Origin of the sequence: Dactylosporangium sp. CA-139114 (assembly GCF_050955725.1) — a bacterium.
Taxonomy (GTDB): Bacteria; Actinomycetota; Actinomycetes; order Mycobacteriales; family Micromonosporaceae; genus Dactylosporangium.
Genome location: NZ_CP192080.1, coordinates 1,346,391 through 1,368,405 on the forward strand (window position 1 = coordinate 1,346,391; position 22,015 = coordinate 1,368,405).

The window sequence follows — 22,015 nt, forward strand, 5'->3', positions numbered from 1 at the left end:
GAACAAGAGCCCCCGTGCCTGGCACGGGGGCTCTTGTCACGGGCCGGCTACGGCTGGGCCGGAGCCTCCCAGTTGGTCCAGTAGCTGTTCGGGTTCACGACGTAGTCGACGGTCGCGCTGGGGATGTGCTCGACCCGGTGCTTCTTGCTGAAGCGGTAGATCAGCTCCCAGTCCTCCTTCGGCGCCACCGAGGAGTTGCGCCGCAGCCGGCTGAAGCGCAGGTCCGGGCTGCGCCGGGCGACGAACGGGTTGGAGTCGAGGAAGCACCGCTCCCAGGCGAGCTTGCGGTCGAACGGCACCGACAGGACGTCGCGCTCCTCGCCGTCCGGCGTCAGCCGCCGCATGGCCGTGTAGACCGCGTCGGGCCGCGACTCGGCCGGCTCCTCGAGCTTCGCGAGCGCGACCTCGAGGTGGTTCGGGTGCCAGGCGTTGTCGTCGTCGAGGAACGCGACGAACGGCGACTCCGTCAGCCGCATGCCGATGTTGCGGCTCACGCCGAGCACGTTGATGTTGTGCCGGAGGCTCACGACGTGCAGGCGCGGGTCGGCCGGCAGCTCGGGCAGCCCGCCGCCGCCGTCGTCGACCACGATGACGACCTGGTCGCGCACGGTCTGGGCGAGCACCGACTCCACGGCCCGCCGCAGCCCGTCGGGGCGCTTGTAGGTCAGCACCACGGTCGCCACCCGCGCCGCGGGCCGCTCTCCGCCCGGCAGCGTGGCCAGCAGGCGGCGCACCTCGCTGTCCTCGAAGCGGCGCAGCCCGATGGCGGTGTGGCCGAGCATCACCTTGTTGCGCATTTCCTCCAGCGGCAGCCACCCGTACCGGGCGCGCAGCTGTCGTTTGACCAAACGGATCACTGAGGCTCCTAGGAGACTTCGGGTGCGGCGGCCGCGAGGATCAGCGGGTCGTCGGCGGGGGTCGGTTCCGTGGGCTGCTCCCGCTTGGCCCGCAGGCTGCGCACCAGGGGCCAGACGAACGGCAGGTAGGCGACGACGCCCGCCAGCCCGCCCAGCGCCAGCCCGAGGAAGCCGTTGCCGAGCACGTGGTGCACACCCCACGCGGCCAGGCCCATGGCGATGCCGCCGAGGGCCGGCATGAGGCACGCGCGCGCCACGTCGCCGACGCGGATACCCATGCGGGACAGTACGAACAGGAACACGGGAGCGACGAGGAGGCCCGCGACGACCGCCTGGCCGGCGGCCACGCCGTTGATGCCCCACACGTGCGCGAACCAGATCAGGACCGGGATCAGCGAGAAGAGCCACCAGCCCTGCATGACCATCAGCGTCTTGCGCTTGCGCGCGGCGATGCCGTCGTAGGCCAGCTCGACGGTCACCCGGACCAGGCCGAGCACGACCAGCCACTGCAGCGCCACGGCGGCGCCGTCCCACTGGTCGCCGTAGACGAACCGGATGATCGGGTCGGCCAGCACGCCGAGCACCACGCACATCGGCACCGCGGCCGCGACGACCAGGCCCAGGGCCCGGGTGAAGCCGGCCGCGAACTCGGCCGGCGACTCGGCGAGCCGGGAGAAGCCGGCGAACGACACCCGCCGCGCCGTCTCGGAGACCATGCGCACCGGCCAGCTCGACATGTTGAAGGCCATGGCGTAGAGGCCCAGCGCGGCCGGGCCGAGGATCGAGCCGACGACCACGGAGTCGAGGTTGACGATGCCGAGCGTGAGCAGGCTGGCGGCGGCGAGCGGGAGGCCGAACTTGTACAGCTCGCCGGCGAGCTTGCGGTTCCAGCCGAAGCGCAGCATGCCCGGGGCGGCAAGCGCGAAGCCGACCAGCGCGACCAGGTTGCCGGCGAGCGAGCCCCACGCGAAGGCGAGCGCGCCGACGTGCATGGCCGCGAGCACGATCGTCACGGCGGTGTTGACCACGAAGTTGAGGATGTCGACCACGGTGCGCCAGAACTGCTGGAAGTCGCGGTTGAGCTTGGCGAGGGGCACGCAGGCGATGCCGTCGATGATCACGCTCAGGCACAGCAGGCGCAGCATCAGCGTGGCGTCGGGGGAGCCCAGCAGCCGGGCCACCGTGGGCGCGGTGAAGTAAAGCAGCACGTAGAAGGCCGTGCTAGAGGCCGTCGAGAGGGTGAGCACCGTGGGCGCGAACCGCCTGATGTCGCCTTCCCAGCGCACGAGGGCGAGGCTCACGCCCATCTCGTTGAGGGACAGCAGCATCGCCAGCACCAGCAGGCCGACGGCGTAGAGGCCCCACTCGGTCGGGCCGAAGAAGAGCCGGGCCAACACCACACCGCTGGCGAACGTGCCGACGCGGCGTACGACGGTGTTGATGAGGCTCCAGCGGGTCGCCGACGCGACCTTGCGGTTCAGCTCCGTCACAGCGACGGTTCTCCCCTCAGCAGCTGGTCCTGACGGGCCATGCCGAGGTAGGCCCCGGCGAGCCCCATCATCAAGAAAGACGACCCCGCGACCATGGGGAAGCTGAGCGTGTCGAAGGTCGCGGTGACGACCAACATGACGAATCCGACCGCGGCGAAGCCCTGCCCCGTCTCCTTGCGCGCCGGGTCGGCGAATCGCCGGCGTCCCGCGCCGCCGCAATGCAAGCACACGATGTAGATGACCACGACGGCGGCCACGCCCACGATGCCCATCTCGACCAGCGCCAGCAGGTACTCGTTGTCCGTGTACCGGTACATCAGCGGCAGGAAGGTGCCGTATCCCCGGCCGGTCCAGGGTCGCTCGTTGAAGTAGGTCGAGATCACGGCGGACGTCGCGGTCCGCGAGTTCGTGCTGTTGTCGCCGCCGTTGAACATGGCGGTGAAGAGCCCGATCACGGTGCCGGCGAGGCCCGGCAGCACGACCGGGGAGGCGCCGATGCCGACCGTGAGCGCGCCCATCGTCGGCAGCAGCCGCTTCGCCGGCCAGGTGGGCAGCAGGGTCAGGAACACGATGGCGAGCCCGATGATCGACGTGCGCGACACCGTCATCACGGCCGACAGCGCGATGACGACGACCGGCAGCCACTGCCGCAGCACGCCCCGCTTCACCGGGTTGAACCCCTGCTGCAGCGCGAATGGCAGGGCGATGGCCATGATCGTGGCGAGCTCGAGGGTGTTGGCCGCGGTCGACGTCGGCCGGACGAACGAGCCCCGGCTGATCAGCTCGGGGCCGCCGTTCGAGAAGCCGGGAATGCTCATCCAGGCGGTCAGGCTGGTCTTGAACAGGAACTCGAGGATCGCGACGAAGCCGACGATCGCCGAGCATCGCACGAAGAGCCGCAGCAGCCGGTCCAGGTCCGCGTAGTCACGCAGGGAGGTGGCGATGAGGACCACCGGGAACCACGCCAGCAGCTGGATGAGGGCCCGGTCGGCGGCGCTGGACTCCAGCGCCGAGCTGTCGCGGCGGGCGGCGGCGATGTAGCTCAGCAGCACGGCCACGGCGAAGAAGAACATCGCGAGCCGGGGGGCCCGGGTGAACAGCGCCGGGGTGATCCGGCGCATCAGCCAGCTCACCCCGTACCAGACGAGGGCGGCGAGGATGAAGACGTTGGCGAGGGTGCCGGTCGCGCCCAGCCCGGGCAGCACGATCCGGGACGGGATCAGCAGCAGCAGGACGATGTAGATGGCCAGGATGGTGACCGGGCCCTGGCCGGCCGACCGGCGCGACGTGTAGATCGCGCCGAGCCGCCGCAGCACCGAGGGTGAGGCGGACCCACGCGCGGTGGCGGTCGATGACACGAACGTGGCCTCGCTCGGCTGACTCGGCTGCTTCGACGGAGGGACGACAGCGACCACTTCAGCGGGCCGAGCCCCAGCGCCCGTTGGGCTTGCCTCCGTCGCCCCGGCGCCGGCCGCCCCGGCCGTCGGACGCGCCCGGCTTCCCGGGCATCTGGAGCACGACCGTCTGGTCGGCCGCCGCCGGCCGGTCGGCGTCGGGGCCGGACTGGTTGGCGTTGACGGCCTGCTTGGCGTCCACGTCGAGAATGACCGTCTGGTCGAGGGGCACGTCCGACCACACGACCGGGATCGGGGTGGCGCGGGACGGCGACTTCACCACGACCGCGGCCCCCGACGCGGGCGGCGCCGGGACCGGCTGCGTGTCCGAGGTGGACTTCTGGTCCCCGGACTGCCGGCGCGCCTTGTTCCGGCTCACGCTCTCCAGGACGAACGTCAGCAGCAGCGTCAGGGCGATCATGCCGCCGACCACGCCGAGGATGACCTCGATCTTCTTCTTCAGCTTCGTGGTCGGCGTCTGCGGCGGGACGATTTCCGTCATGCGGATCTGGTCCTGCGCCTTGACCCCATTGGCCTGCTGGATCTGGGTCAGCCGCTCCTGCGCGAACACGGCCAGCGCCTTGGTCGACTGCAGCGTGTGGGCCTTGTTGTCGCCGGTCACCGTGAAGGTCAGGAAGGGCCCCTGCGCGCCGTCGGCGAGGGAGACCGCGTACTTCTCGGTCACGCCCCGGCTCTTGAGCTCCTCCACCGCGTCCGTCGACTGCATGCTGCGGCCGAGGAAGTCGGCCGTGGCGATCAGCGACGCGTCGAAGGTCATGAACGGGTTGTCGTTGCCCTTGGTGGCGACCGTCGTGGCCATGGGCGAGCTGAGCAGACTGACCGTCGTGAACGATTCGTAGGTGTTGGGCACCACGACCGACGCGGTGACGCCCAGACCGATCGCCACGATGAACAGCGGCACGACGACGCGCCAGCGCTTTCGCAGGACACGAAGGATCTCGCCGAGGTCCATGGCCCCCTCCAAGTCCCGCCGAGACGCGTGATGAGACGCGTGATGGTCAGCGCGACAGCGTCTCGATTTCGGACATGCGGCCGCGTCCAGCGCGCTCGGCCACCACGCTATACGGCACGTGGGTGCGTCGGCTAGCGGAAGTTGAGTCGGGTTCTATGCTGCGTGGCGCACCGGGACGCCATCATGTCACCATTGCCCGGACTTGGGTAGCGCAGGCCCAGCCGGAGAGGGGTGCCAGCGGATGTATCTCAACGACGTCGTCCGCGCGCTGAGCCGGCAGTGGATCGTCGTCATCCTCGGGGTGGTGCTGACCGCAGGGCTCGGCTACCAGGCCGCGCGGGTGAAGCCGGTGTATCTCGCCTCCGAGGTCCTCGTGGTGAAGTATCCGGTTTCACCCGACTCACCCAACCCCTTGACCGGGCTGTACCCGCCCGTCGCCATCACGGCGGCCGCCGTCGCGACGAGTCTGCGGACGCCGGACTACGAGGAGCAGTTCCGGCGGGCGGGCGTGACCGGCACCTACGAGTTCGCCCCCCGCAACACGGGCACCAACCAGGAGCCCCGCTACATCATCTCGTCGCTGACGGTCAGCAACACCACCGACAGCGAGGAGCAGGGGCTCCTGGGGCTGCGCGTCCTGACGCAGGCCTACACCGACAAGCTCAAGGAGCTGCAGGACCGCTGGAACGTGCGGCAGGACCTGCGCTTCACGGTCTCGACCCTGGTGGCGCCGAGCGTGACGATGCTGTCGCACTCGGCCGTGCGGGCGCTGCTCGGCTCGGCGCTCCTGGGCGGCCTGGCCACCCTGGCCGTGCCGCTGTGGGTCGACAAGTACGTCCGGCGCCGCCGCCGGCTTCGCGAGGCCAGGAAGGCGGCCGAGTCGGCCGGCGGGAGCCTGGTCGCCGGCGCGGTCTGAGACGGGCCTAAGCCTCGGTCAGCCGCCCGTCCGACTCGACGTACTCCGCGCCGGTCGAAGGGCACACGAACCGCCCGTCCCCCTTCGCCACCAGCCGCACGCCCGCCCGGCCGACCCACCCGATCCGCCGGGCCGGCACCCCGGCCACCAGGGCGAAGTCCGGCACGTCGGACACGACCACGGCGCCGGCGGCGACGAGCGCCCAGCGCCCGACGGTCACCGGGGCGACGCAGACCGCCCGGGCCCCGATGGCGGCGCCGTCGCGGATCACCACGCCGACCGCCTCCCAGTCCTCGCCGGTCTTGAGCCGGCCCTCCGGCGTGACCGCCCGCGGATAGGTGTCGTTGGTCAGCACCGCCGCCGGGCCGAGGAAGACGCCGTCGCCCAGCGTCGCCGGCTCGTACGCCAGCGCGTAGTTCTGCATCTTGACGTTGTCGCCGAGCCGTACGCCGGGGCCGACGTAGGCGCCGCGGCCGATGACGCAGTTGCGTCCGAGCCGGGCCTCCTCGCGTACCTGGGCCAGATGCCATACCGTGGTACCCGCGCCGATCTCCGCCCGATCGTCGACATCCGCGCTGGCCATCACCCGGGCCGCTCGTGGCTCTTCATGCAGCTCGTCCATCGCGGCATCCTAACGCCCGCCGCCGTCGCCGCCGCCCATGTAAGAAAGGCGACAGGTTGGCACCTGACCGGCCCATTGCCTTCGCCGGAGGAGTCGCGCAGCGTACATCCGTACTTTCCTGTCTCAACGGCGGAACGGGGCGATCCGGACCATGGCCAATACGCGGCCGCACGTCGCAATCCTCGTGGCCAACCTGCCCGCGGAGCGAGACCGTCGCGTCATCCGCGAGTGCCTGAGTCTCGAGGCGAACGGGTACGACGTCACCGTCATCGCCCCGCGTGGTGACCCGTCGCTCAAGACCCTGCCGAACAGCCGGAACACCCGGCTCAAGCCGTACCCCGTCAAGGTCTACGGCAGCGGTGTCGTCACCTTCGCGGTCGAGTTCGCCTGGTCGTTCATCTGCATCGCGTTCCGGCTGCTGGGCGAGATCCTCGCCGGGCGGGCCCACGCGGTCCAGGTGTGCAATCCGCCGGACGCGTACTGGCCCCTGGCGATCCTGTTCCGCGCGCTGGGCCGCCCGTGGGTGTTCGACCACCACGACCTGTGCCCCGAGGTCTACGCCACCCGCTCCGGCACGCCGAACAGCCTCGTGTTCGGCACGCTGGTCGCGTTCGAGTGGCTCACCCTGCGCACGGCGACGGCGGTCTTCGCCACCAACGAGTCCTACCGCACCAACGCGCTCGGCCGCGGCGTCAAGCCCGAGAAGATCACCGTCGTGCGCAACGGCCCGAGCGCGGGCGAGATCAAGCCCGCCTCGCCGCAGCAGAGCGCGCCGGACGAGCACACGATCGTCTACCTCGGCGTGCTCGGCCCCCAGGACAACGTCGAGGGCGCGGTGCTGGCGGCCGAGGAGCTGCTCCGGCTGCGGCCCAGGCCCGACTGGCGGATGGTCATCGCGGGCGACGGTGAGACCCTGCCCGCGCTGACCAAGCTCGTCGCGGATCGCGGCCTCGGCAACGTCGTGGAGTTCACCGGCTGGCTCGAGGGCCCGGCCATCGACGAGCTGCTGCGCAAGGCGACCGTGGCCATCCAGCCCGACCTGCCCACGCGCATGAACAACCTCTCGACGATGGCCAAGACGGTGGAGTACCTCGGCCGCGGGGTGCCCGTCGTCGCGGCGGACCTGATCGAGACCCGCCGCAGCGCCGGCGAGGCCGCGGTGTACGTCGAGCACGGCACGCCGCACGAGTACGCCACCGCCCTGGCCGCGCTGCTGGACGACCCGGCCGAGCGGCAGCGGATGCGCGAGGTCGGGCTGGCCCGCTTCGCCCACGAGCTGTCCTGGGAGCACCAGAGCCGCGGCTACATCGAGGTGTGGAACCGTCTGCTGGCCAAGCGGCTGCGCCGGGCGCAGGCCTCATGACCTCGTCGGACGGCGAGGTCCTCAACGTCCTGTTCCACGGGATCGGCACGCCCGAGCGCGAGCTCGAGCCGGGCGAGGACACGTACTGGATCGACGCGGACACGTTCCACCGCATCCTCGACGACGTGGTGGCCGCCTCGGCCGCGGGCGAACTGCCGGCGCTGCGGCTCAGCTTCGACGACAGCAACACCTCGGACATCACCGTCGGCCTGCCGGCGCTGCTGGAGCGGGGGCTGACCGCCGACTTCTTCGTGCTGGCGGGCCGGCTGCGCTCGCCCGGCAGCCTCGACGCCGACGCGGTGCGGGAGCTGCGGCGGCAGGGCATGAACATCGGCACCCACGGGATGCACCACCACCCGTGGCGCGGCCTGGACGCCGAGCGGCGCCGGGACGAGTTCGTGACCGCGCGCGAGACCATCGCCGAGGTCATCGGGGCCCCCGTCACGCAGGCCGCCTGCCCGCTGGGCCGCTACGACCGCCAGACGCTGAGCGAGCTGCGCCGGTTGGGCTACGCCGAGGTGTTCACGAGCGACCGGCGTTACGCGCGCCGGGGGCGGTGGCTGCAGCCGCGGTACAGCGTCCGCCGGGGCGACACCGCCCAGAGCTTCCGGGCCCAGATCGCCGCGAGCCGGACCCCGGCCATGCGCACCCGCAACGCGCTGGCCGGGACCGTCAAGCGGCTTCGCTGAGGCTCAGCCGCGCGCGGGCGCCGGGCGGGGCACCGAGGGGTGGACCGTCCACGGGCCCGGCGTCTCGCGCATGCGGGTGGGGCTCAGCAGCGACTTCACCGCCATGCGGCTCTGCGGCTTGCCGGTGACGGCCCGGCTGGACTCGCGCAGCAGGAGCGCGGACCAGTAGACCGACGTGGCCGCGAGGGAGTGCCGGCGGCGGTAGAGCCGGACCCGGTTGGTGGTGAGCAGCGCCCACAGCCGGGGCGAGACGCGCGAGTCGCCCTCCAGGTGCACGGCGCGGGCGGCGGGGTTGTACCGCGTGCCGAGGCCGGCGTCGCGGGCGCGCAGGGCGAAGTCGGTCTCCTCGGAGTACAGGAAGAACGACTCGTCCCAGGGCGCGCAGCGCTCCCAGCACTCCTTGCTCACCAGCATGGTCGAGCCCTCGGCCCAGTCGGCCATGTGCTCCTGCTCGTAGTACGCGTCATCGGTGATCACCTCGCCGAGGACCCGGAACTTCCCGGCCCGCCGGGCGCCGAGCAGCGCGTCGCCGAGGATGCGCGGGATCGAGGGCTCGCGGCGCAGGGTGGGGATGAGCCGCCCGGTGCCGTCCTCGATGCGCGGCACGGCGAGCCCGACCCCGGGCGTGCGCAGGGTGTCCAGCAGCGTGCGGACGCAGCCGGGGCCGAGCCGCACGTCCGGGTTGAGCACGAGCACGGCCGTGTGCGGACCGGCCACGGCTACGGCGGCGTTGATGCCCGCGGCGTAGCCGGCGTTGCGGCCCATCTCGACGATGGTGGCCTCGGGCGCGAGCCGGCGCAGCGCGTCGACGGTGCCGTCGGCCGAGGCGTTGTCCGCCACCGTCAGGTGCCAGCGCACGCCGTCCAGGCCGGTGCCGAGCGACTCCATCAGGGCCGGCAGCAGCTGCTCGCTGTTGTAGGTGACCACGACGACCGCGACGGCCTCGTCCTGCACGTTCGCCTCCGGGTTGTTCACTTGCCCGCCAGCCGCGACTTGACCATGCGCAGCAGCTTGCCGGTGCGCCCGCTGCGCAGGGCGTCGCCCACCTTGCCGGTCTTCACCGACCGCATCATCGCGTCCTGCGCCCGCCGCGCGGAGGTGACCGACCACGACCGCCCGACCCGCCCCGCGGCCACCGGCAGCTCGTCGTTGCGCAGCCGGTCCTTGTACAGCGCCTTGGACTTGCCCAGGTCGATGTGGCCGATGCCGTCCGCCGCCCCGGCCTCGGCCATGCGCAGGCAGAGCAGGATGCCGGCCGAGTACTTGTGCAGCTCGGTGTCGTAGGACGGGAACCAGTAGGCGAGCACCGACTCGCTGCGCAGCCCGAGGTGGGCCGCGACCGGCCGGTCGCCGGCGTAGATCGTGGAGACGACGGCGCGGCACCCGGGCGCGTCGGAGGTCATCAGGTCGTCGATGACCTGGCGGATCCAGGGCGTGTCGAACCGGTCGTACTGCTGCGTGCGCTGGTACTGCGCCGACTTCCAGGCCCGCAGGGCGTCGAACGCGGTGTCGCTGCGGTCCTCCCAGACGAAGCGCTCCTCGCCGAGGTCGCGCACCATGCCCCGCTGCTTGCGGTTGGCCTGGCGGACCACGTCGCCCTCGCGCATCCGGTCGGCGATGTACTCCTCATAGCCCTTGGAGACGTCCATGATGGGCGAACCCGCGCGCTCCTGGTGATAGGGCGCGAACGGGGCCTGATCGCCCATCAGGTGATCGAACTCCCAGACGGGGAGGTTGCACGCGCGCAGCAGCGCGATCGGGTCCCACTCGAACCCCTTCGCGTGCACGAGCCCCTGGCAGTCGGAGATGCCGAAGCCGATCGGCACGCCGATGACCCGCCGGCGGACCTCGTAGGGGAAGAAGCCGGCCACCTGGCCGTCGTCCTCGAGCACGGCGACCCGTGCGGCGGGCCTCACCCGGGCGACCGCGAGGGTGAACTCGGGTGACAGGAACGGACTGGCCAGGGCCGGGTCCGCCTGCTGCAGGGCGCGCCAGCGGTCCAGCTCCGCCGGGCCGAGATCAGTCGCACGGACAACCGAGATCTTCACCTAGTGTCTTCTCCCCAAATCGCTTCGCGCGAGCGTCGTCCGGGCGCGTCCATCCTGCCGGTCCGGCGGGTGGTGCCGAAACATCTTCGAGTGTCGGCTATGCGCACCGGACGGCCACCGTTGGGCGCGGTTCGACGGGTGGCAGACTAGCGTCTCGTGATGCTCTACGACTGCAGCGTGCTCGCCGAGCGCGAGCGCGGGATCGCCGCCGCCATCGAGGCCGTTGGCCGCGGAGACCTCATCGTCATGCCGACCGACACGGTGTACGGCATCGGCGCCGACGCGTTCAAGTCCTGGTCCGTCACCGCGCTCAACAACGCCAAGGGCCGCACCACGCCGGTGCCGGTGCTGGTGGGTTCGCGGCACACGCTCGACGGGCTCGTGTTCGGCCTGCCCCAGGCCGCCCGTGACCTGGTCGACGCGTTCTGGCCCGGTGCGCTGACCATCGTGGTGGAGCACGCGCCGAGCCTGCAGTGGGACCTGGGCAGCACCGACGGCACGGTCGCGGTGCGCATGCCCCTGCACCCCATCGCGCTCGAGGTGCTGCGCGAGACCGGCCCGATGGCGGTGTCGTCGGCCAACAAGCACGGGCAGCCGCCGGCCGAGACCGCCGCCGAGGCGCGGGACCAGCTGGGCTACTCCGTGAGCGTGTACCTCGAGGGCGGGCCCTGCCCCGAGCCCGTCGCGTCCACGATCATCTCGGTCGTCGGCGGCGAGCACCGGGTGCTGCGGGCCGGCGCGATCCCGCTGGAGAAGCTGCGGGAGGTCGTGCCCGACCTCATCGCGCTCGAGTCCTGACAGGCCGGCTGATGGCGCCGTTCAGTGTGCTGTGCGTCTGCATGGGCAACATCTGCCGATCGCCGATGGCCGAGCGGCTCCTCGTGGCCGACGCGCTCGCGCTGGGTGGCTCGGCGGACGAGCTCTACGTGCACGGCGCCGGCACCGGTGGCTGGCACGCGGGGGAGCCGATGGACCCGCAGGCGGCCCGGCAGGTGCTGGCCCGCGGCGGCAGCGTCGAGGGGTTCAGGGCGCGCAAGCTGCTCGCCGAGCACGTCGACGCCTCCGACCTCGTGCTCACCGCGACGATCGAGCAGGTCGAGTTCGTGGCCGAGCTGCGCCCGGACGCGGCCGCGCGCACGTTCGTCCTCGGCGAGTTCGGCCGGCTGATCCGCGGCCTGGAGCCACCCGCCGGGGCGAGCGCGTACGAGCGCGGGGTGGCCCTGGTCGAGGCGGCCGATCGCGCGCGGGCGGGGCGGCCGGCCCTGGAGTCCGACGAGGTGGACGACCCGTGGGGCCGCGCCGACTCGTACTTCAGCCGGGTCGCCGACGAGATCCGCGCTACGACCGCGCCGTTGGCTGAGGCGCTGTTCGCACGCTGAGCGCGGCCCTGGCGATGTTGCGCGCCATGCGCCCGAAGACGAGCCCGTGCAGCGGGGCGACCGAGCGCCAGTACACGTGCCCGGCCAGCCCCCGCGGGACGAACACGAGCACCTGCTCGTAGACGGTGCGGTCCTGCTCGTCGACGGCGGCGCGCAGCTCCAGCCACGCGCGCCCGGGCATCTTCATCTCGGCCCGCAGCCGCAGCAGCTCGCCGGGGACGATCTCCTCCACCCGCCAGAAGTCCACCGCCTCCCCGGCGTAGATCCGCTGCGGGTCGCGGCGGCCCCGGCGCAGGCCCACGCCGCCGAAGAGCCGGTCGACGCCGCCGCGCAGGGACCAGGCGAGGCGGGAGGAGTACCAGCCGTGCTCGCCCCCGATCGACTCGATCACGTGCCAGAGCTGCTCGGGCGACGCCCGCGTGTAGTGGGCGCGCTCGTCGCGGTAGGCGCTGCCGCCCGACCAGGCCGGGTCGCTCGGCAGCGGGTCGCTCGGCGCGCTGTGCAGCATGGCGCCGGACCAGCGGGTCTCCACGTCGGCGTCGCGGATGCGGCGCAGGGCGAGCGAGACCGCGGTGTCGAAGCCGGTGAGGCCGTCGTGCGGGTCGGGCACGTAGGCGGCGATGTCGTGCTCGGTGCAGACCGCCTCGTGGATGAGGCTGCCCACGAGCGGACGGGCGATCCGGTTCGGCACCGGGGTGACGAGGCCCACCCAGTACGACGACAGCCGCGGGGTCAGCACGCGCACGGGCAGCAGCACGCGGCGCCGGAGGCCGGCGATGCGGGCGTAGCGCTGCATCAGCCCGGCGTAGGTGAGCACGTCCGGGCCGCCGATGTCGAACGCGCGGTTCACCGGGGGCGGGAAGACCGTGGCGGCGGCGACGAGGTACCGCAGCACGTCGCGGATCGCAATGGGCTGGATGCGGTTGCGCACCCAGGCGGGGGTGACCATGACCGGCAGCCGCTCGGTCAGGTACCGCAGCATCTCGAACGACGCCGAGCCCGAGCCGATGATGACCGCGGCGCGCAACACCGTGGCCGGCACGGCACAGCGCAGGAAGATGTCGCCGACCTCGCCGCGGGAGCGCAGGTGCGCGGAGGCCCTGATGGCACTGCCGGGCGGGACGGGGCCGCCGAGGTACACGATCCGCTCCACCCCGGCCCGCTCGCACGCGATGGCGAAGTTGAGCGCGCTGAGGCGGTCGACGTCCTCGAAGGACTCCTGGCCCAGGGCGTGCACCAGGTAGTACGCCACCTCGACGCCCCGCATCGCCTCGGCCAGGCCCTCGTCCTCGGCCACGTCGCCGGGGACGATCTCGACGCGATCCGCCCAGGGCACGTCGCGCAGGCGGCGCGGGTCGCGGGTCAGGCAGCGCACCTCGTGCCCGGCCGCCAGCAGGCGGGGGACCAGGCGGCCGCCGACGTACCCGGTCGCGCCGGTCACCAGACATCGCATGACTTCATGCTTACCCTGCGCAATCGGCCCCTAGACTCATTTCATGGGCGACACCTACTGGGGGCCCGACTTCGACGCGCTGCGGGCGACCGATCCCGAGATCGCCGACGTCGTCCTCGACGAGCTCGCGCGCCTGCGCGGCGGGCTCCAGCTCATCGCGAGCGAGAACCCGACCTCGCCGGCCGTGCTCGCGGTGCTCGGCTCCACGCTCACCAACAAGTACGCCGAGGGCTACCCGGGCCGCCGCTACTACGGCGGCTGCGGCGAGGTGGACCGGGCCGAGGCGCTGGGCATCGCGGGCCGCTCATGCACGCGGTGGCGGCGAAGGCGGTGGCGCTGCGGGAGGCGTCCCAGCCCGCCTACGCCGACTACGCCCGCCAGGTCGTCGCGAACGCGAAGGCGCTGGCCGCGGCGCTGGAGGGCGAGGGCATGCGGCCCGTGTCCGGCGGCACCGACACGCACCTGGCGCTCATCGACCTGCGCGCGCTGCGCATCACCGGCCGCGAGGCGGAGGAGCGCTGCGACGCCGGCGGGATCACGCTCAACAAGAACGCCATCCCGTACGACCCCGAGAAGCCGATGACCGCCTCCGGCATCCGCGTCGGGACGCCCTCGGTCACGACCCAGGGCATGAAGGAGCCCGAGATGCAGCGGATCGCGGCGCTCATCGCCGCGGCCGTCCGCGGCGAGCCGGTGACGCAGCGGGTGCGGGAGCTCACATCCGCGTTCCCCGCGTATCCTTCGACGCGATGAAGAAGCGGCTGCACCACCTTCCCGCCCAGTTGCTCGCGATGGCGATCGTGCTGGTCGTCACCGTGCCCATCGCGCTGTGGCGCGACGGCTGGACCGGCGTCGGCGGGGACGCGGCCGGGGTCGCGGTGGTCACCCTGAGCTACGTGGTCTCCAGCCTGGTCATCGCCTGGACCGACCTGAAGGCGCACCACATGCTGCTGCCGGTGGCGCTGGCGACCTACATCATCAAGTTCACGATCATCGGGTTCGCCATGTGGGGCGCCCTGAACACGAACTGGGCCGGGCTGCCGTGGATGGGCGTCTCGGTGATCGTGTCGGTGATCGCCTGGATGACCGCGCACGCTGTGTGGGTGTGGCGCGCCAAGATCCCCTACGTCGAGGTCTGAGGCCCCGCCCCAGTTGTGCGGCAGGCCTCAACGACAGGGGCTGCGGCGTTCGGAGCCGAGCGCCGTGCCGGTTCGGCCGCCGTTCACCGACCATTCCGCCGCTGTTCGATACGTGCCGGCCGAGCAGGCCGCGGTGACCTGGCGAGCGCGTTGAGCGGCCGGTACGGAGCGCAATGTCTCGCCCTTGGCCGCCGTGAACGTCTGCTGCGCCACCGTCGTCCAGCCCGCATCGGTGCTGCGCTGCAGCCGGACGGTCAGCGCGAGCCGGTCCGGGCCGGGGGAGTCGCAGTGGAACCGGGCCTCGCCGATGAGTTTTCCATCACGCTGTGTGACACGCTGTGGTGAAATGGAACACAGTGTGCCCGTGATCCCGCCCACGGGCCGAGGTGTCTGGTCGCGGCCGGTCTTCGTCACGACGACGGCCGCGAGGATCAACAAGAAAGCGATGACGGCGTTGCGCATGGTCACCACCCGGGTACCAATTGTTAGGATGCACGCTGAGCTAAACCCCTGGGGGTGACCGTGCGCAACATTCACTCATGCGTAAGTCGTGTAGTTGACCCTCCGCGAGCATTCGGAGGAGTAGCGTTGTCGACCGCCGGTTGATGGCCCCGGCCCGATGAGGAACCCCCGCGCGATGAGCACGCGGGGGTCGATGCACGGGTGCTCCCGGCAGGCTGATATGGTCACCGCGTCATGGCGGATAACCAGTCACCAAAGAAATCCGGTGCGAGTGGCGCCAATACAGGTTGGGCCGCCGTCGGATACCTCATCTCGGGCATTGCCGTGTGGGGTTTCGTCGGCTGGCTCATCGACCGTTGGCTCGGGACGGACGGGATCGCCACCGGGATCGGATGCGTGCTCGGTGCGGCCGGCGGCATCTACCTCGTGGTCAAGAAGCTCGGCGCCTGAGCCGGTGGCAATTCAATACATGTCGAGAGGAACGTGGTGAGCGGTCAGGTTCTGGCGGAGGTGCCCTTCCCGCCCAGCGTGGACGACATCTACCCGCCCGCCCTGTTCGGCGGTGTGGAGTGGCTTACCAAGTTCAGCCTGTTCCTGTGGCTGGCCGCCGCGATCGTGATCGTCTTCTTCCTGGTCGCCTACCGCAGCCCGAAGGTCGTGCCCACCAAGGGCCAGTGGCTCGCCGAGAGCCTCTACGGCTTCGTGCGCGAGGGCGTGGCCAAGGACGTCGTCGGCCACGAGGGGCTGCGCTTCGCGCCCTATCTGGCCAGCCTGTTCACCTTCATCCTGGTCGGCAACGTCTTCTCGATCGTGCCGTTCATCCAGGTGTCGCCGATGGCCCACATCTCCTTCCCGCTGATGCTGGCGCTGTGCACCTACGGGCTCTACCTCTACCAGGGCTTCAAGAAGCACGGCTTCCTCGGCTACCTCAAGCACGCGACGGTGCTGCCGGCCCCGTGGTTCATGCAGCCGCTGCTGCTGCCGATCGAGGCCCTGCAGGCGTTCATCCTGCAGCCGCTCACCCTGGCGCTGCGGCTCTTCGCCAACATGTTCGCCGGCCACATGCTGCTGCTGGTGTTCACGCTCGGCGGGTTCGCGCTGCTCAACGCGCAGAGCCTCTTCCTCAAGCCGATCGCCCTGGTCTCCTGGGGGATGACGATCCTGCTGACGTTCTTCGAGCTGCTGATCGCCGCCCTGCAGGCCTACGTCTTCACGCTGCTGACGGCCAACTACCTCGCCGGCACCCTGGCCGAAGAGCACTGAGCCGCACCCGGCGTCCTCGCACCACCCACCCCCGCTTCTCGAACTTCGAAAGCGTTGCCGCTCCACCTTTTTCAGTTGTCCCGCGTGAACCGTTCACGCGAGATCCCAGGAGGATTCACAGATGGCTCTGGCAGAGATCACCGGAAGCATGGCCGCGGTCGGTTACGGCCTCGCCGCGATCGGCCCCGGCATCGGCGTCGGTATCGTCTTCGCCTCGTACATCCAGTCGACCGCGCGTCAGCCCGAGTCGGCCGGCCTCACCCGTACGTACATGTTCCTCGGCTTCGCCGTGGTCGAGGCGCTCGCCCTGCTGGGTATCGCCTTCGGCTTCGTGTTCGGCAAGTAGCCTCCCCCTTCGAATGAGCCGGGAGGTTTCCCATGCTGTTCCTCGCTGAAGAAGCTGAGCACAACCCGATCATCCCGATCTGGCAGGAGATCGTCGTCGGCGGCATCGCCTTCGCGATCCTGTGCTTCGTGCTCATGAAGTTTGTCTTCCCGCGCATGGAGGAGACCTTCCGGGCGCGTGTCGACGCGATCGAGGGCGGGATCAAGCGCGCCGAGGAGGCGCAGGCTGAGGCGAACCGGCTGCTCCAGCAGTACAAGGAGCAGCTTGCCGAGGCCCGCACCGAGGCGGCTCGCATTCGTGACGAGGCGCGCGCCGACGCGGCGGGCATCCGCGAGGACATCCTCGCCAAGGCCCGCGAGGAGAGCGACCGCATCATCGCCGCGGGGCGTGAGGCCCTGCAGACCGAGCGGCAGACCATCGTCCGCCAGCTGCGCGCCGAGATCGGCTCGCTCGCGGTCGAGCTGGCCGGCCGGATCGTCGGTGAGTCGCTCGAGGAGGAGGCCCGCCGCCGCGGCACGGTCGAGCGGTTCCTCCAGGAGATCGGCGACGGCGACGCGGCCGGTGCCGCCGGGCGGCGTTGATGGAGCCGGCGTTCACGAACACCGCCAACCGCGACGCCTACGGGGCCGCTGCTGACAAGCTCGCCGAGCTCTCGGCGAGCGCTGACGTCGCTGCGATCTCCAAGACCGCCGAAGAGATCCTCGCGGTCGCGGACCTGCTGCGGCGCGAGCCGCGGCTGCGCCGGGCGCTGGCCGACCCGGGCCGCTCGGGTGCCGACCGCGCGGAGCTGATCGGCTCGATCCTGTCGGGCAAGGTCGGCTCCGAGACCGTCGACCTGCTCCGCGTGCTGGTCTCCGGACGCTGGTCCGGGCCGGGCGCGCTGCTCGACGGCGTCGAGCGGCTCGGTGCCGACGCGCTGCTGTCGGCGGCCGACCGGGCCGGGGACCTGGCCGACGTGGAGGACGAGCTCTTCCGCTTCAGCCAGATCGTCGCGGGCGACCCGCGGCTCGCCGCTGTCCTGGGCGACACCACCGTGCCCGTCGCGGTGCGCTCGGAGCTCGTGTCGGGCCTGCTGAAGGGCAAGGTCAAGCCGGCCACGCTCGGCCTCGCGCAGCTCGCGGTCGCCGGTTTCGGCGGCCGGGGCTTCGAAAGCTCGATCAGCCGCCTGGTCGAGCTGGCCGCCGCGAAGCGGGACCGGTCAGTGGCCTACGTGACCACCGCCGTCGCGCTGAGCGACGCCGAGGAGCAGCGCCTGGCCGGTCGCCTCGCCGAGTTGTACGGTCGGAACGTCTCCCTGAAGGTCGACGTCGATCCGCGCATCATCGGTGGCGTGCGGGTCAAGGTCGGCGCGGACCTCTACGACGGCACGGTCGCCCGGCGCCTCGCCGAGGCCAAGACTGCGCTCTCGAAGTAATTACCCCGAAGCTTGATACTCCAGATAGAAGGTTGAGGATGGCCGAGCTGACCATCTCCTCGGACGACATTCGGGGCGCGCTCGAGCGCTACGTCTCGTCCGTTGACTCAAAGATCTCCCGCGAGGAGGTCGGCGTCGTCTCGTACGCCGGCGACGGTATCGCCCAGGTCGAAGGCCTGCCCTCGACCATGGCCAACGAACTGCTCGAGTTCGAGGACGGCACGCTCGGCGTCTCGCTCAACCTCGACGTCCGCGAGATCGGCGTCGTCGTCCTCGGCAAGTTCGAGGGCATCGAGGAGGGCCAGCAGGTCAAGCGGACCGGCCGCGTGCTCTCGGTGCCGATCGGCGACGCCTTCCTCGGCCGCGTGGTCAACCCGCTGGGTGAGCCCATCGACGACCGCGGCGACATCACCAACGAGGGCTACCGCGAGCTCGAGCTGCAGGCGCCGAACGTCATGGCGCGCCAGCCGGTCAAGGAGCCGCTGCAGACGGGCATCAAGGCGATCGACGCCATGACCGCCATCGGCCGCGGCCAGCGCCAGCTCATCATCGGTGACCGCAAGACCGGCAAGACCACGGTCGCGCTGGACACGATCATCAACCAGCGGGACAACTGGAAGTCCGGCGACCCGAAGAAGCAGGTCCGCTGCATCTACGTCGCCATCGGCCAGAAGGCGACCACGATCGCCGCGATCAAGGGCACCCTCGAAGAGCAGGGCGCGATGGAGTACACCACCATCGTGGCCTCCCCGGCGGACGACCCGGCCGGCTTCAAGTACCTCGCCCCCTACACCGGCTCGGCCATCGGCCAGCACTGGATGTACGGCGGCAAGCACGTCCTGATCGTGTTCGACGACCTGACCAAGCAGGCCGAGGCCTACCGCGCCGTGTCGCTGCTGCTGCGCCGCCCGCCGGGCCGCGAGGCCTACCCGGGCGACGTCTTCTACCTGCACTCGCGGCTGCTCGAGCGCTGCGCGAAGCTGTCGGAGGAGCTCGGCGGCGGCTCGATGACCGGCCTGCCGATCATCGAGACCAAGGCCAACGACATCTCGGCCTACATCCCGACGAACGTCATCTCCATCACCGACGGCCAGGTCTTCCTGGAGTCCGACCTGTTCAACCAGGGCGTCCGCCCGGCCATCAACGTCGGCACCTCGGTGTCGCGGGTCGGCGGCTCGGCCCAGGTCAAGGCCATGAAGGACGTCGCCGGCCGGCTTCGCCTCGACCTGGCGCAGTACCGCGAGCTCGAGGCGTTCTCCGCGTTCGCCTCCGACCTGGACAAGGCCTCCCGCGCCCAGCTGGACAAGGGTGCCCGCCTGGTCGAGCTGCTCAAGCAGCCGCAGTACTCGCCCTTCTCGGTCGAGGAGGAGGTCGTCTCGATCTGGGCCGGCACCACGGGCCAGCTCGACTCGATCGCGGTCAGTGACATCCGCCGCTTCGAGACCGAGTTCCTGCAGCACCTGCGCACCAGCCACAAGGACCTGCTCGACGCGATCGCCACGACCAAGAAGCTCGAGCCGAGCACGGTCGAAGGCCTGACCAAGGCGATCAACGCGTTCAAGCAGGTGTTCGCGTCGAAGGACGGCGGGGCCACGGTCAACGAGGCGCCGGCCAAGGCGCTGGAGGGCGAGCAGTCCCGCGAGACCGTCACCCGCCAGGTCCGGAAGTCGGGCTGACGCATGGCCGGTCAGGTACAGGCGCTGCGCCGGAGGATCCGCACGGTCAAGTCGACCAAGAAGATCACCAAGGCGCAGGAGCTCGTCGCCACGAGCCGCATCGGCAAGGCGCAGGAGCGGGTTGCCGCTTCCCGCCCCTACGCCGATGCGATCACGGACGTGCTGACGGCGCTGGCCAGCAACGCGAACCTCGACCACCCGCTGCTGGCGCCGCGCACCCCGGTCCACCGGGCCGGCGTGCTCGTCGTCACCAGCGACCGGGGGCTGTGCGGCGGCTACAACGCCAACGCACTGCGCACCGCGGAGCAGCTGATCGCCAAGCTGCGCGGCGAGGGCAAGCAGATCGCGCTGTACGTCGCCGGTCGCAAGGGCGTGGCGTACTACCGCTTCCGCGGTCGTGAGATCGCCGGGAGCTGGACGGGCTTCTCCGAGCAGCCGCGCTACGAGAACGCGTCGGAGATCGGCGAGACGCTCATCCAGGCCTTCGTCAACGGCGCCGACGACTCGGTCGACGGCCCGGGCCCGGACGGCATCCTCGGCATCGACGAGCTGTACATGGTCCACACGCAGTTCCGCTCCCTGATGACCCAGACCCCGGTCGCGCGGATCGTCGCGCCGATGGAGGTCGAGGAGACCGAGGTCAGCGGGCCACTGCCGGCGTACGAGTTCGAGCCGGACGCCGAGGCGCTGCTCGAGGCACTGCTGCCGAAGTACATCAACACGCGCATCTTCGCGGCGTTGCTGGACTCGGCGGCCAGCGAGTCGGCCGCCCGCCGCCGCGCCATGAAGAGCGCCTCCGACAACGCCGACGACCTGCTGAAGCGGTACACCCGCGAGATGAACTCCGCGCGGCAGGCGGCGATCACCCAGGAAATCAGCGAGATCGTCGGCGGCGCCAACGCGCTGGCGGCGGCGGGAAGTGATGTGTGATGACTGCACCAGCAGACACGAAGACCGCGGTCGGCCGCGTGGTCCGGGTCATCGGCCCGGTCGTCGACGCCGAGTTCCCGCGTGACGCCATGCCCGAAATCTACAACGCGCTCCACGTCGACGTGACCCTCTCCGAGGGCACGAAGAAGCTGACGCTCGAGGTTGCCCAGCACCTCGGGGACAACATGGTGCGCGCGATCTCCATGCAGCCCACCGACGGTCTCGTCCGCGGGGCCGAGGTTCGCGACACCGGCGCGGGCATCTCGGTGCCGGTCGGCGACGTGACCAAGGGCCACGTGTTCAACGCGCTCGGCGAGGTCCTCAACGCCGACGAGTCGAAGCTCGAGATCAAGGACCGCTGGGAGATCCACCGCCCGGCCCCGAAGTTCGCCGAGCTCGAGCCGAAGACGGAGATGCTGGAGACCGGCATCAAGGTCCTCGACCTGCTCGCGCCCTACGTGCGCGGTGGCAAGATCGGCCTGTTCGGCGGCGCCGGCGTGGGCAAGACGGTGCTCATCCAGGAGATGATCACCCGTGTCGCCCGCAACTTCGGTGGTACGTCGGTCTTCGCCGGCGTGGGTGAGCGCACCCGTGAGGGCAACGACCTCATCCTGGAGATGGAAGAGGGCAACGTTCTGGACAAGACCGCGCTGGTCTTCGGCCAGATGGACGAGCCGCCGGGCACCCGGCTGCGCGTCGCGCTCTCCGCGCTGACCATGGCGGAGTACTTCCGTGACGTGCAGAACCAGGAGGTGCTGCTCTTCATCGACAACATCTTCCGGTTCACGCAGGCCGGCTCCGAGGTGTCGACGCTGCTCGGCCGTATGCCGAGCGCCGTCGGTTACCAGCCGACCCTGGCCGACGAGATGGGTCTGCTGCAGGAGCGCATCACCTCCGTGCGGGGCAAGGCCATCACCTCGCTCCAGGCGATCTACGTGCCCGCCGACGACTACACCGACCCGGCGCCGGCCACCACGTTCGCCCACCTCGACGCGACGACCAACCTCGAGCGGTCGATCTCGGACAAGGGCATCTACCCGGCCGTCGACCCGCTGGCGTCCTCCTCGCGCATCCTCGCGCCGGAGTTCGTCGGCATCGAGCACTACACGGTCGCCCGCGAGGTGCAGCGGATCCTGCAGAAGTACAAGGACCTGCAGGACATCATCGCCATCCTCGGTATGGACGAGCTGTCCGAAGAGGACAAGGTGACGGTCGCCCGGGCCCGCCGCATCGAGCGGTTCCTGTCGCAGAACACCTACGCCGCGGAGCAGTTCACGGGCATCCCGGGCTCGACCGTCCCCCTCAAGGAGACGATCGAGGCGTTCAAGAAGATCAGCGAGGGCGAGTACGACCACTTCCCCGAGCAGGCGTTCTTCATGTGCGGTGGCCTCGAGGACCTCGAGAAGAAGGCGCACGACCTGATGAAGGACTGACCTTCGTCGGTCTTCGGGAGGGCGCGTCGCCGGGCCGGTGGCGCGCCTTCTCCTTTGTTGATGAACATCTGCAATTTTCGGCAAAGCCACTTCGCTGGGCGGTGACGTGCGTCACGCTCTGAAGTGTTCGAGCCGAGGCTCCGCGCGCGGCGTGGCAAACGCGCTTCA

23 protein-coding genes and 1 pseudogene are annotated in these 22,015 nt (G+C 70.7%); 15 read left to right on the plus strand and 9 right to left on the minus strand.

The genetic code is table 11. The annotated features are described in order from the left end of the window. Positions 1–47: 47 nt before the first annotated feature. The 4 genes from ACQP2P_RS06085 to ACQP2P_RS06100 are packed head-to-tail and all read right to left on the minus strand — an operon-like array spanning position 48 to position 4,714. Positions 48–857, minus strand: a complete 810-nt coding sequence (locus tag ACQP2P_RS06085) for a glycosyltransferase family 2 protein (RefSeq protein ID WP_433613952.1) — start codon at positions 855–857, stop codon at positions 48–50. 8 nt (positions 858–865) lie between these two features. Then, positions 866–2,347 (minus strand): lipopolysaccharide biosynthesis protein, encoded by a 1,482-nt coding sequence (locus ACQP2P_RS06090; RefSeq protein ID WP_433613953.1) that lies wholly within the window; start codon positions 2,345–2,347, stop codon positions 866–868. Continuing rightward, positions 2,344–3,705, minus strand: coding sequence for an O-antigen ligase family protein (locus tag ACQP2P_RS06095; protein ID WP_433613954.1), 1,362 nt, complete (start codon positions 3,703–3,705; stop codon positions 2,344–2,346). Before ACQP2P_RS06095 ends, ACQP2P_RS06090 begins: the two co-directional genes overlap by 4 nt. A 58-nt stretch (positions 3,706–3,763) precedes the next feature. Then, positions 3,764–4,714 (minus strand): Wzz/FepE/Etk N-terminal domain-containing protein, encoded by a 951-nt coding sequence (locus ACQP2P_RS06100; RefSeq protein ID WP_433613955.1) that lies wholly within the window; start codon positions 4,712–4,714, stop codon positions 3,764–3,766. A 241-nt stretch (positions 4,715–4,955) separates the two neighbouring features. Here ACQP2P_RS06100 and ACQP2P_RS06105 point away from each other — a divergent pair, with 241 nt between their 5' ends. Next, a complete protein-coding gene (locus ACQP2P_RS06105; RefSeq protein WP_433613956.1) occupies positions 4,956–5,630 on the plus strand; it encodes a hypothetical protein in 675 nt (224 codons plus the stop codon). 7 nt (positions 5,631–5,637) lie between these two features. On the opposite strand, the gene ACQP2P_RS06110 is transcribed toward ACQP2P_RS06105, so the two are convergent. After that, positions 5,638–6,252, minus strand: coding sequence for an acyltransferase (locus ACQP2P_RS06110; protein WP_433613957.1), 615 nt, complete (start codon positions 6,250–6,252; stop codon positions 5,638–5,640). A gap of 151 nt (positions 6,253–6,403) precedes the next feature. Here ACQP2P_RS06110 and ACQP2P_RS06115 point away from each other — a divergent pair, with 151 nt between their 5' ends. Next, complete coding sequence (locus ACQP2P_RS06115) at positions 6,404–7,615, plus strand: glycosyltransferase family 4 protein (protein ID WP_433613958.1); 1,212 nt, start codon at positions 6,404–6,406, stop codon at positions 7,613–7,615. After that, positions 7,612–8,304 carry a polysaccharide deacetylase family protein gene (locus ACQP2P_RS06120; RefSeq protein ID WP_433613959.1) on the plus strand — a complete coding sequence of 231 codons (693 nt, stop codon included), beginning with the start codon at positions 7,612–7,614 and terminating at the stop codon, positions 8,302–8,304. Before ACQP2P_RS06115 ends, ACQP2P_RS06120 begins: the two co-directional genes overlap by 4 nt. A gap of 3 nt (positions 8,305–8,307) precedes the next feature. Here the strand turns inward: ACQP2P_RS06120 and ACQP2P_RS06125 are convergent, their stop codons facing one another. Continuing rightward, entirely contained in the window at positions 8,308–9,279 is a 972-nt protein-coding gene (locus ACQP2P_RS06125; protein ID WP_433613960.1) for a glycosyltransferase family 2 protein, read from the minus strand. Further along, entirely contained in the window at positions 9,276–10,352 is a 1,077-nt protein-coding gene (locus ACQP2P_RS06130; RefSeq protein ID WP_433613961.1) for a GNAT family N-acetyltransferase, read from the minus strand. Before ACQP2P_RS06130 ends, ACQP2P_RS06125 begins: the two co-directional genes overlap by 4 nt. A gap of 159 nt (positions 10,353–10,511) precedes the next feature. On the opposite strand from ACQP2P_RS06130, the gene ACQP2P_RS06135 reads away from it, so the two are divergent. Both ACQP2P_RS06135 and ACQP2P_RS06140 read left to right on the plus strand, forming a co-directional pair. Beyond that, a complete protein-coding gene (locus ACQP2P_RS06135; protein ID WP_433084006.1) occupies positions 10,512–11,150 on the plus strand; it encodes an L-threonylcarbamoyladenylate synthase in 639 nt (212 codons plus the stop codon). A gap of 11 nt (positions 11,151–11,161) precedes the next feature. After that, a complete protein-coding gene (locus ACQP2P_RS06140; protein WP_433613962.1) occupies positions 11,162–11,731 on the plus strand; it encodes a phosphotyrosine protein phosphatase in 570 nt (189 codons plus the stop codon). On the opposite strand, the gene ACQP2P_RS06145 is transcribed toward ACQP2P_RS06140, so the two are convergent. Further along, positions 11,691–13,184 (minus strand): SDR family oxidoreductase, encoded by a 1,494-nt coding sequence (locus ACQP2P_RS06145; RefSeq protein WP_433613963.1) that lies wholly within the window; start codon positions 13,182–13,184, stop codon positions 11,691–11,693. The genes ACQP2P_RS06140 and ACQP2P_RS06145 overlap by 41 nt on opposite strands. Positions 13,185–13,227: 43 nt before the next feature. On the opposite strand from ACQP2P_RS06145, the pseudogene ACQP2P_RS06150 reads away from it, so the two are divergent. After that, a pseudogene (locus ACQP2P_RS06150) lies at positions 13,228–13,937 on the plus strand (hypothetical protein). Further along, a complete protein-coding gene (locus ACQP2P_RS06155) occupies positions 13,934–14,323 on the plus strand; it encodes a hypothetical protein (protein WP_433613964.1) in 390 nt (129 codons plus the stop codon). The pseudogene ACQP2P_RS06150 and the gene ACQP2P_RS06155 overlap by 4 nt, the downstream one beginning before the upstream one ends. A 27-nt stretch (positions 14,324–14,350) precedes the next feature. On the opposite strand, the gene ACQP2P_RS06160 is transcribed toward ACQP2P_RS06155, so the two are convergent. Next, complete coding sequence (locus ACQP2P_RS06160) at positions 14,351–14,785, minus strand: hypothetical protein (protein WP_433613965.1); 435 nt, start codon at positions 14,783–14,785, stop codon at positions 14,351–14,353. A gap of 234 nt (positions 14,786–15,019) precedes the next feature. On the opposite strand from ACQP2P_RS06160, the gene ACQP2P_RS06165 reads away from it, so the two are divergent. The 8 genes from ACQP2P_RS06165 to atpD all read left to right on the plus strand — a co-directional run bounded on the left by ACQP2P_RS06165 (position 15,020) and on the right by atpD (position 21,847). Then, positions 15,020–15,235, plus strand: a complete 216-nt coding sequence (locus tag ACQP2P_RS06165) for an AtpZ/AtpI family protein (protein ID WP_433613966.1) — start codon at positions 15,020–15,022, stop codon at positions 15,233–15,235. A 36-nt stretch (positions 15,236–15,271) separates the two neighbouring features. Then, positions 15,272–16,048: a F0F1 ATP synthase subunit A gene (gene atpB, locus ACQP2P_RS06170; protein ID WP_433613967.1), complete on the plus strand. Its 777-nt coding sequence runs from the start codon at positions 15,272–15,274 to the stop codon at positions 16,046–16,048. A gap of 121 nt (positions 16,049–16,169) precedes the next feature. After that, complete coding sequence (atpE, locus tag ACQP2P_RS06175; RefSeq protein ID WP_223101581.1) at positions 16,170–16,394, plus strand: ATP synthase F0 subunit C; 225 nt, start codon at positions 16,170–16,172, stop codon at positions 16,392–16,394. A 35-nt stretch (positions 16,395–16,429) separates the two neighbouring features. Beyond that, positions 16,430–16,975: a F0F1 ATP synthase subunit B gene (locus ACQP2P_RS06180; RefSeq protein WP_433619005.1), complete on the plus strand. Its 546-nt coding sequence runs from the start codon at positions 16,430–16,432 to the stop codon at positions 16,973–16,975. Further along, positions 16,975–17,808, plus strand: coding sequence for a F0F1 ATP synthase subunit delta (locus ACQP2P_RS06185; protein WP_433613968.1), 834 nt, complete (start codon positions 16,975–16,977; stop codon positions 17,806–17,808). The genes ACQP2P_RS06180 and ACQP2P_RS06185 overlap by 1 nt, the downstream gene beginning before the upstream one ends. A gap of 38 nt (positions 17,809–17,846) precedes the next feature. Beyond that, positions 17,847–19,484 carry a F0F1 ATP synthase subunit alpha gene (gene atpA / locus ACQP2P_RS06190; RefSeq protein WP_433613969.1) on the plus strand — a complete coding sequence of 546 codons (1,638 nt, stop codon included), beginning with the start codon at positions 17,847–17,849 and terminating at the stop codon, positions 19,482–19,484. Positions 19,485–19,487: 3 nt separating this feature from the next. Continuing rightward, positions 19,488–20,414 (plus strand): F0F1 ATP synthase subunit gamma, encoded by a 927-nt coding sequence (locus ACQP2P_RS06195; RefSeq protein ID WP_433613970.1) that lies wholly within the window; start codon positions 19,488–19,490, stop codon positions 20,412–20,414. Then, positions 20,414–21,847, plus strand: coding sequence for a F0F1 ATP synthase subunit beta (gene atpD / locus ACQP2P_RS06200; RefSeq protein ID WP_433613971.1), 1,434 nt, complete (start codon positions 20,414–20,416; stop codon positions 21,845–21,847). The genes ACQP2P_RS06195 and atpD overlap by 1 nt, the downstream gene beginning before the upstream one ends. Positions 21,848–22,015: the final 168 nt, after the last annotated feature.